Annotated in this window: 10 protein-coding genes and 1 pseudogene; 6 read left to right on the top strand and 5 right to left on the bottom strand. The window is 64.6% G+C overall.

Annotated features, from left to right (window positions below):
- On the top strand, window positions 1-352 hold a 352-nt coding region (locus VOI29_RS19420), incomplete at its 5' end, for an SPFH domain-containing protein (RefSeq protein ID WP_416361566.1).
- On the top strand, window positions 349-627 hold the full coding sequence (locus tag VOI29_RS19415) for a hypothetical protein (RefSeq protein WP_416361565.1): 279 nt from the start codon (window positions 349-351) through the stop codon (window positions 625-627). The genes VOI29_RS19420 and VOI29_RS19415, both read left to right, overlap by 4 nt.
- A gap of 79 nt (window positions 628-706) precedes the next feature.
- Here VOI29_RS19415 and VOI29_RS19410 read toward each other — a convergent pair whose 3' ends face one another.
- Window positions 707-1,477, bottom strand: coding sequence for a hypothetical protein (locus tag VOI29_RS19410; protein ID WP_323782513.1), 771 nt, complete (start codon window positions 1,475-1,477; stop codon window positions 707-709).
- A 246-nt stretch (window positions 1,478-1,723) separates the two neighbouring features.
- Between VOI29_RS19410 and VOI29_RS19405 the strand changes: the two genes are divergently transcribed.
- The 4 genes and pseudogenes from VOI29_RS19405 to tpiA all read left to right on the top strand — a co-directional run bounded on the left by VOI29_RS19405 (window position 1,724) and on the right by tpiA (window position 4,375).
- Complete coding sequence (locus VOI29_RS19405) at window positions 1,724-2,086, top strand: SUF system Fe-S cluster assembly protein (protein ID WP_323782510.1); 363 nt, start codon at window positions 1,724-1,726, stop codon at window positions 2,084-2,086.
- A 231-nt stretch (window positions 2,087-2,317) separates the two neighbouring features.
- Window positions 2,318-2,983, top strand: a pseudogene (locus VOI29_RS19400) (glycerophosphodiester phosphodiesterase); the annotation flags it as partial.
- A 141-nt stretch (window positions 2,984-3,124) separates the two neighbouring features.
- Window positions 3,125-3,484 (top strand): HesB/IscA family protein, encoded by a 360-nt coding sequence (locus tag VOI29_RS19395; RefSeq protein WP_024090564.1) that lies wholly within the window; start codon window positions 3,125-3,127, stop codon window positions 3,482-3,484.
- 141 nt (window positions 3,485-3,625) lie between these two features.
- The gene (gene tpiA / locus VOI29_RS19390) at window positions 3,626-4,375 is read left to right on the top strand and encodes a triose-phosphate isomerase (protein WP_323782508.1); all 750 of its coding nucleotides are present in this window, start codon (window positions 3,626-3,628) and stop codon (window positions 4,373-4,375) included.
- A gap of 194 nt (window positions 4,376-4,569) precedes the next feature.
- Here tpiA and VOI29_RS19385 read toward each other — a convergent pair whose 3' ends face one another.
- From VOI29_RS19385 to VOI29_RS19370, 4 genes are all read right to left on the bottom strand, one after another.
- Window positions 4,570-5,946 carry a TRAP transporter large permease gene (locus tag VOI29_RS19385; RefSeq protein ID WP_323782505.1) on the bottom strand — a complete coding sequence of 459 codons (1,377 nt, stop codon included), beginning with the start codon at window positions 5,944-5,946 and terminating at the stop codon, window positions 4,570-4,572.
- Window positions 5,946-6,623 (bottom strand): TRAP transporter small permease, encoded by a 678-nt coding sequence (locus VOI29_RS19380; protein ID WP_323782502.1) that lies wholly within the window; start codon window positions 6,621-6,623, stop codon window positions 5,946-5,948. Before VOI29_RS19380 ends, VOI29_RS19385 begins: the two co-directional genes overlap by 1 nt.
- Before the next feature lie 100 nt (window positions 6,624-6,723).
- On the bottom strand, window positions 6,724-7,725 hold the full coding sequence (locus VOI29_RS19375; RefSeq protein ID WP_323782498.1) for a DctP family TRAP transporter solute-binding subunit: 1,002 nt from the start codon (window positions 7,723-7,725) through the stop codon (window positions 6,724-6,726).
- Window positions 7,726-8,360: 635 nt separating this feature from the next.
- A partial coding sequence (locus VOI29_RS19370; protein ID WP_323782495.1) for a sigma-54-dependent transcriptional regulator occupies window positions 8,361-9,031 on the bottom strand: 671 nt, incomplete at its 5' end.

Raw genomic sequence — 9,031 nt, 5'->3', positions numbered from 1 at the left:
CGACGCGATGCTGCAGCAATTGAACGCCGAACGCGCCCGCCGCGCCCAGGTGACCGAGGCCGAGGGCCAGAAGCGCGCGGTGGAACTGTCCGCCGACGCCGAGCTGTACGCCGCCGAACAGATCGCCAAGGCCCGCCGCATCCAGGCCGAGGCCGAAGCCTATGCCACCGAAGTGGTCGCCAAGGCGATTGCCGAAAACGGTATCGAGGCCGCGCAGTATCAGGTTGCCCTGAAGCAGGTCGAGGCGCTGAATGCGCTGGGCAACGGCGACGGCAAACAGACCATCGTGCTGCCCGCCCACGCGCTTGAGGCCTTTGGCGATGCCTTCAAAATGCTGAAAGGGGGCAAATGATGGATCTGCCGTTCTGGGCCTTGTGGTGGGTGTGGGGCGCCGCGGCGCTGGCACTGGCCATCCTGGAGGTTCTGGTGCCCGGCTTTGTTTTCCTCGGCTTTGCCATCGGCGCCGCTGCCGTTGCCTTGCTGCTGCTGGCGGGGGCCGGCCTTGGCCTGCCGCCGCTGCTGCTGATCTTTGCCGTGCTGTCGCTCGCCGCCTGGCTGGTGATGCGCCGGTACTTTGCCCTGCCCAAGGGCCAGGTAAAGACCTTCAACCACGACATAAACGACTGATTTCAAGAACTGATTTCAAAAACTGAGAGCAAGCCGGGCGGCGCTTCTCTGCCGCCTGGCCCGCAGGGCGCGGCAGGCGTCAGAACCTGAACCCCACCCCCGCAAGCAGCCCGTGCGTCTCCGCATCATGACGGAAGAAACCGTCTGTGCCGCGGGTGCCGTCCTGATAATCCACCCCCAGCCCGCGGTACATCACATAGATCGAGGCCCGCTCCCAGCGGTGATAGATCAGCCCGCCCATGGCGGACCAGCTCCGGTCGGACCCGGCGCCAAAGCCGCCGATGTCGCCCTCCAGGGAAAGACTGAAGCGCGGCGACAGCTGCCGTTCCCAGCGCAGCCCCGCAATCGGGTCGGTCCAAGTGCCGCCGCGCCGCACCGCACCGCCCGGCAGATAGGCCGTCACATCCACATCCCAGTGGCGCAGCCCGCCGAAAACCTCGAACCGGTCGCGCCCCTGGCCAAAGCTGTAGGTCACCACCGCCTCCGCTATGTTCTGGTCATAGGCTGCAGCCACCGCACCGGCTGAGCTTCCCGCCGTCCAGTCCGAATCCATCACCGCATAGCGCAGCCGGAAACCGAAACGGCTGCTGTGGCGCCCCTCGAACGCCAGCATCCCGCCGGCCTGCAGCTGATCAAAAACATACCCCGCATCAATCGAGACACCGCCCCCCGCCAGCCCCAGCTCGGTTGTGCCTTCCACCGACGGTGCCAGCACATAGGGCGTCAGCTGCCAGCGCCACGCCCCGTTTGCCCAGGCATCGCCGGCCGTCCCGCCCGCAGCCAGGCAACCGCCCGCCAGCACCAGGGCGGCGGTGGTCGCGCATCTGCGGGTCGCGGTTTTCGCTGGCATGGCCTCTCTCCGGTCCGGCCCGCACGCGGCAGCCCCGTGGCCGGACGCCGGCGCACGGCCCGCATCCCTCGGGCAGCGTTTACAAATTCATCTTGGGGGAACCACAATTTAGCGCGCTTGCCCGCGCAAATCAAATTTTCACGAAAGGGTGAGGAACAGAACATTCCCGCTGCGGCGCGCGCCGCCTCTGGACGCCGGGCCGCAGATTCCCTATATAAATCGTCGGAATATCAGACCGGGATCCCCATGACCAATCCTTCCGAACCGCTTGAAGGCGCACCGCTGATCGCGCCCTCCTCCGTCAGCCACCCGCTGTACGAGGCCGTGACCGACGCCTGCCGCTCCGTCTATGACCCGGAAATCCCGGTGAACATCTATGAGCTGGGCCTGATCTACACGATCGACATCAACGACGAGAACGACGTCAGGATCATCATGACCCTGACCGCGCCGGGCTGCCCGGTCGCGGGTGAGATGCCGGGCTGGGTTGTCGATGCCATCTCACCGCTGCCCGGTGTGAAAACGGTTGACGTCGAACTCACCTGGGAGCCGCCCTGGGGGATGGAGATGATGTCCGACGAGGCCCGCCTGGAACTCGGCTTCATGTAAGCCCGCACAGCCTGTGTACTGATCCGGCCCCTGCACCTGCGGGGGCCTTTTCATTTTCCGCCCCGCGGGCCTAAGCTGCGGCAGCCCCAGACCCGGAGCCGCCCCATGCGCCTTGCCCTCTTGCCCGCCGCCCTGCTGCTCCTTGCCGCCGCCGCCGCCGCGGAGCCCCTGGCGCTCAGCTACGGCCCCCGCCCGGCCTATCTGATCAGCCGGCTGCCCGGCGGCGCGCTCAGGGATAGGCTGCAATCCTGCGCCGCCCAAACCCTGACCCATGCGGAGTCGATTGCCCTGTTCCAAAGCCTCGGCGCCAAATTCATGCCCGAGCTGAAGGCCCCCGCGGTGCCGATGCCATTCAACGGTTTCACGCAACAGGATTTCGCGCAAAAGCTGATCGATGACTACAAGGCGGCCGGCATCGCCCCTGCAGACGTCCGGGTGCAAAGCTTCAGCCTGGACGACATCCTCTACTGGATCGAACACGAACCGGCTTTCGGCCGCCAGGCGGTGCTGCTCGACGGCAGCTACCGCCAGGAAGGCTTCGATCACAGCGATCCAGCCACCTTCCCTCACGACTTCGCCGCGCTGAAGGCGCAGGGCGTCAACTACCTGGCACCGCCCCTTTGGATGCTGGTGACCGTCCGGGACGGACGCATTGTCCCCTCCGCCTATGCCATTGCGGCCAAAGCCGCCGGACTGCAGCTGATCACCTGGACGCTGGAACGTTCCGGCCCGCTGCAGGGCGGCGAATGGTACTTTCAATCGCTCGACGCACTGCCCCGCGATGATGGTCTCTCTTACCAGCTGCTGCATGTGCTGGCACAGGACGTGGGGGGCGCGGGCGTCTTCTCCGACTGGCCCGCCACCGTCACCCATTACGCCAACTGCATGGGGCTGTGACGCCCGCGGACTGTGAAAACTGCCGCCGCGGCCCTTTCATTTCCGCATCACGAATATATGTTCAGCCCCTGCCAGGACGTTTGCGGGGTTGAGCCGCCGCAGCACCGGCCCTAGATAGGGACTAAGTGTAAGGAGAAACCCATGTTCGGCATTCCCGGCAAACAGGCTGTGACCATAACGCCCAAGGCGGCAGCGCAGATCGCCAAGCTGATGGCCAAGGACGGCCACGCCGGCCTGCGCATCGGCGTCAAGAAAGGCGGCTGCGCGGGCATGGAATACACCATGGAATACGTCAGTGAACCCTCCGCCAACGACGAGGTGGTGGAGCAGGACGGCGCCCGCATCCTGATCGCGCCGATGGCGCAGATGTTCCTGTTCGGCACCGAGATCGACTATGAGGTGACGCTGCTGGAAAGCGGCTTCAAGTTCAACAACCCCAATGTTGCGGATGCCTGCGGCTGCGGCGAATCGATCAGCTTCAAGGAACTGCCCGGCGCCTGATCCGGGCCAGCCGGGATGCAATCACCGGGCGGGGTCTTTCCCGCCCTTTTTGTTGCCGCCCCCGCGGTCAAGCGAATTGCGCCAACCCGCCGCCGGTGCTACCTGTCACGCCCAAATAACGAGGATCGGAGACATACCCCCATGCGGCGGAAACTGGCAGCAGGCAACTGGAAAATGAACGGCGCCGGCGGCAGCCTGGCAGAACTGTCGGCCCTGGCCGAAAGCCATGCCGGCCCGGCTGCGGAGATCCTGATCTGCCCGCCGGCAACCCTGCTGTCACGCGCCGCAGATACCGTCCGGGGCAGCGCTGTTGCCATCGGCGGTCAGGATTGCCACGCCAATGCCGCAGGCGCCCACACCGGCGACCTGTCCGCAGCCATGCTCAAGGACGCAGGCGCCGCCGCCGTGATCCTCGGCCACTCCGAGCGCCGCGCCGACCACGGTGAAACCGACGCGCAGATCTGCGCCAAGGCGGAAGCCGCCATCGCAGAGGGCCTGACCGCGGTGATCTGCATCGGCGAAACCCTGGCCGAACGCGAAGCCGGCGACACGCTCAAGGTTGCAGGCACCCAGCTTGCGGGGTCCGTTCCGGCGTCTGCCACCGGCGCAAACACCGTGATCGCCTATGAGCCGGTCTGGGCCATCGGCACCGGCAGGGTTCCGACGCTGGAGCAGATCGCCGAGGTGCATGATTTCCTGCGCGCCGGACTCACCGCCCGTTTCGGCGCCGCCGCCGCTGATGGCTTCCGCCTGCTCTACGGCGGCTCGGTCAAACCCTCCAACGCCGCCGGGATCTTTGCCGTCTCCAACGTCGACGGCGCCCTTGTCGGCGGCGCCAGCCTCCGGGCCGCGGATTTCTCGCCGATCATCACCGCGCTGGAAGCCAGCTGACCGGCACCCTTTGGCGCGGACCTCGGATTTGAGTATTTTCAGGAAAGATGAAGCCAGGGAGGTTTTCATTTTTCCCTGAATACTCCGGGGTGAATTGGCCAAAGGCCAAGAGGGGCAGCGCCCCCCCTGCAACGAAAAACGCCCCGGTCTCCCGGGGCGTTTTCTGTTTGGCACTTGCCTAATTGGTGATGATCCTAATTGGTTATGATCTCCGGCCCCATCACCGCGTTTGGCAGCACGGTGGACAGCCAGGGGATATAGGTGATCATGATCAGGAACACGAAGAGCACCGCCAGGAACGGCAGCGCCGCCCGCACCACCCCCATCATCGGCATCCCCGCCACACCCGAGGTGACAAACAGGTTCAGGCCGACCGGCGGGGTGATCATGCCGATCTCCATGTTCACCACCATGATGATGCCCAGATGGATCGGGTCGATGCCCAGCTCGATGGCAATCGGGAACACCAGCGGCGCCACGATCACCAAGAGCCCCGAGGGTTCCATGAACTGGCCGCCGATCAGCAGGATCACGTTCACGATGACCAGGAACATGATGGGACCGAAACCTGCCGACAGCATCGCATTGGCAATCTGCTGCGGCACCTGCTCGTCGGTCAGAACGTGCTTCAGGATCAGCGCGTTGGCGATCACGAACAGCAGCGTCACCGTCAGCTTGCCCGCCTCGAACAGCGTGTGTTTGGTGTCGCTGTGCAGAAAGGCCGTCAGCAGCGCATAAGGCTTCTTGATCAGCGGCGTCTTGGCCCCGCCCTCGCCGTTCGACAGCGGCCCCATGTCCTTGTAGACAAAGCTGGCGATGAAGAAAGCATAGACCGCCGCCACCGCCGCCGCCTCGGTCGGGGTGAAGATGCCGCCATAGATGCCGCCCAGGATGATCACAATCAGGAACAGCCCCCAGCCGGCATCGCGGGCCGAGGTCAAGACCTCGCCCCAGCCCTTCCACTCGCCCTTGGGCAGGTTCTTGACCTTGGCCATCACATAGATGGTCACCATCAGCATCAGGCCCGCCATCAGTCCCGGAATCACACCGGCCAGGAACATCCGGCCCACCGAGACCTCAACCGCCGCCGCATAGACCACCATCACAATCGACGGCGGGATCAGGATGCCCAGGGTGCCTGCGTTACAGATCACACCGGCCGCGAATTCCTTGGAATAGCCCACTTGCCGCATGCCCGCGATCACGATGGAGCCGATCGCCACCACGGTGGCAGGCGAGGAGCCGGAAAGGGCCGCAAACAGCATGCAGGCAAAGACGCCGGCAATCGCCAGCCCGCCCGGCAGATGGCCGACACAGGCGATCGAAAACCGGATGATCCGCCGCGCCACGCCGCCGGTGGTCATGAAGCTTGAGGCCAGAATGAAGAACGGGATCGCCAGCAGGGTGAAATGCCCCTCAAAGGCCTCAAACAGCGTGCCTGCGACCGATGCCAGCGAGCTGTCGGAATAAATCAGCAGAAAGATTGTCGAGCTCAGCCCCAGCGACACCGCAATCGGCACCCCGATCAGCAGCAGGCCGATCACCATCGCAAAGAGAATAACCACTTCCATCAATCATTCTCCCCGCGCTGCGCCCGCACGGCGTCCAGCTCGTCTTCGACTTCGTGGCTGGCCACCAGCCGGTCCACGTCGCCGCGGGCAATCTGCACCGCCGCCTGAATAAACCGGAACACCAGCAGCAGCATCGACACCGGCAGCACCGCATAAGGCACCACTTTCGGCAGCTTCTCGTAGGACTCGCCGTAGTTGATCAGATCTTCCAGAAACTTGAAGACCGCCACCATCGGCACATCCTGCACCTCGTAAAAGCTTTGGCTGCGCGCCGTCATGTCGAACCCGGTCGGGAACCAGCGCCCCGACGTGGGCGGCAGATCCGCAAACACCGCCCAATAGTCATAGGCGCCTTTCAAAAGCAGCAAGGAGAACACGATGCAGCAGGCGGCCGCAAACAGGCCAACCGCCCGCCGCGCACCCGGCGCCAGCATGTTGACGATGGCATCGACCCCCAGATGCGCATGCGCCTTTACCGCGTAGGACGCCCCCAGCAGCACCAGCCAGGCAAACAGGAACACGGTCAGTTCCAGCGCCCACAGGATGTTGGAATTGAACACAAACCGCGCGATCACATTGGCGAAAGTTATTGCCGTCATCAGCCCCAGCAGGAGCGCGATCAGGGTTTCTTCGAGTGCGTTGATAAGCCCGCTCGGGCCGGTTCCGGACCCCGCCATGGCTGCCTCCCAGATTTTCGGAAAAAGGGTGCAGGCAGCGGATCCCCGCGCTGCCTGCAGCCGGCAGGCCCCGATGCGGGCCTCCCGGATGCGGCCTGTTTTACAGGCCTGCGTTGATGGCTTGCGCCGCGTCGATCTTCTCCTGGCCGACGTCGCCTGCGAATTTCTCCCAGACCGGCTTCATTGCCTCGACCCAGGCTGCCCGCTGCTCAGGCGTCAGCTCGCGCACCACGCCGCCGGCATCGATGATCGCCTGGCGGGCTTCGCCGTTCACTTTGGTCGACTCCGCGTTGCGGGTCGCCGTCACCTCGTTCAGGATGGTCAGGAACTGGTCGCGCACTTCCGGCTCCAGGCTGTCCAGCCAGTCGACCGAGGTCACCACCAGATAGTCCAGCGCGCCGTGGTTGGTCTCGGTCACACCGTCCTGCACCTCAAAGAATTTCTTGCCATAGATGTTGGACCAGGTGTTTTCCTGCCCGTCCACAACCCCCTGCTGCAGCGCGCCGTAAACTTCCGAAAACGCCATTTTCTGCGGGCTGCCGCCAATCGCTTCCATCTGCGCCACCAGCACGTCCGAAGACTGCTCCCGGAACTTCAGCCCGTTGGCATCGGACGGTTCCACCAGCGGCTTGTTGGCCGACATCTGCTTCATGCCGTTGTGCCAGTAGGCCAGCCCCTGCAGGCCCCGGCGCTGCATCGAATCCAGCATTTCCTGACCGGTTTCCGATCCCTGGAACGCATCCACCGCCTCGATGTTCTTGAACATGAACGGCAGGTCGAACAGGCGGAACTGCTTGGTGAATTTCTCAAATTTCGAGAGGCTCGGCGCGGCCAGCTGCACGTCGCCCTGCAGCATCGCCTCCAGCACCTTGTTGTCGTTATACAGTGTCGAGTTCGGGTAGACCTCGATGCACATGGTGCCGTTCATTTCCTCGTTGATGCGCTTTTCCAGCAGCGAGGCGGCAATGCCCTTGGGGTGTTTGTCGGTATTGGTGACGTGGCTGAACTTCACCACGATTTCGCCGTCGTCGCAGGCTGCCGAAGCAGCGCCTGCGGTAATGGCCAGTGCCAGTGCGGTGGCGGCGGTGGTCAGGAATTTCATGGTCTTTTCCTCCCAGAAAAATCTCTCGTAAATCCGATGTTGCATTCAGCGCATGGCTGAAGCCCGCCCAAAGCATCCCAAGTTGCGCAAAACCCCTCAACAATTGATTCGGGACTCATCAAAGGCCCGGATTTTCCGCATTCCAGCAATAGCTTACCGAAATCACTGATTCCTCCGCAGACGAGGGACGTCAAAGCTGTGCGAAATCCCGCACAGGGCGCTCCCGGCTTTGTGCGGAAATCCGCACAAATGTAACGCCGGACAGAAAACCCGGGAATCATGCAATTGCTCGCCCTCACGACAGATCCGCAGGCGCCCCGGTCAGGGGTGTTGCGCCCCCGGCGCACGCCCCGCTTGCCGGTCCTTAACGCGGCTCTGCGATACTCTCCTCCGTCGCGACACACGGTGCGGACTGACACCCCGCACCACCAGGAGATCACAGGGCCCCCAAGACCACCTCCTCATTGGGTGCAGGGGCGCCCCGAAACGAAGGCTTCACGCGGGGCTGGGATTAAAACCCCATCCTCCCTCCGCCCCCTGCCCCATTCCGGGGTTTCCGGCGGCGCCGCCTCCTCAATACTCCGGCAGCAGTGCCGGACCAGACCAGCCGCAAGGCACCGCGGCCGCCAGCGTTCTCAGCGCCGGTAATCCTCGGGCCGGATGCCATAGCGGGCCAGCTTGTCATAAAACGTCTTGCGCGGCAGCTTCAGGGCTTCGGCGGCCGCAGCCGCGCGCCCGTTGGCCCGGCCCAGCGCCGCAATCAGCAGCGACCGCTCCACCTGCGCCATCTGCTCTGCCAGCCCCAGCCCCGCGGCTGCCCCGGCTTCCTCGGGCATCCCCAGCACAAACCGCATCGCCGCCGACATCAGCGAGCGCGCATTGCCCGGCCAGTCCTGCGCCATCAGCGCCGCCAGATGCTCCTGCGAAATCTCCGGCGCCGCGATCCCCGCCTGCTCCGCCGCCTGCGCCACGTAATGGCGGAACAGCACCGGAATGTCGCCGGGACGCTCGGCCAGCGACGGGATCCGCACCCGCATCACATCCAGCCGGTAAAACAGGTCCGGGCTGAACCCGCCTGCCTGCACCTTATCCGCCAGACCGGCGCTGGACCCGGCAAGGATGCGCACCCCGCCGCCCTGTTCCAATTGCGCCAGCAGCGCATATTGCGCCAGCTGCGGCAGCGCCTGCACCTCGTCCAGAAACAACGAACCGCCCGCGGCCTCGGTGCACAGCTCCGCCACCGTCTCCGCCGCCAGCCCGGCGGCCGGGCGTTTCACAAACGGCCCCTGCCCCGCAGGCGACATCA

Source organism: Leisingera sp. (assembly GCF_034669605.1).
In the GTDB taxonomy this organism is placed as follows: Bacteria; Pseudomonadota; Alphaproteobacteria; order Rhodobacterales; family Rhodobacteraceae; genus Leisingera.
This window is presented reverse-complemented; position numbering and strand designations above follow the sequence as displayed.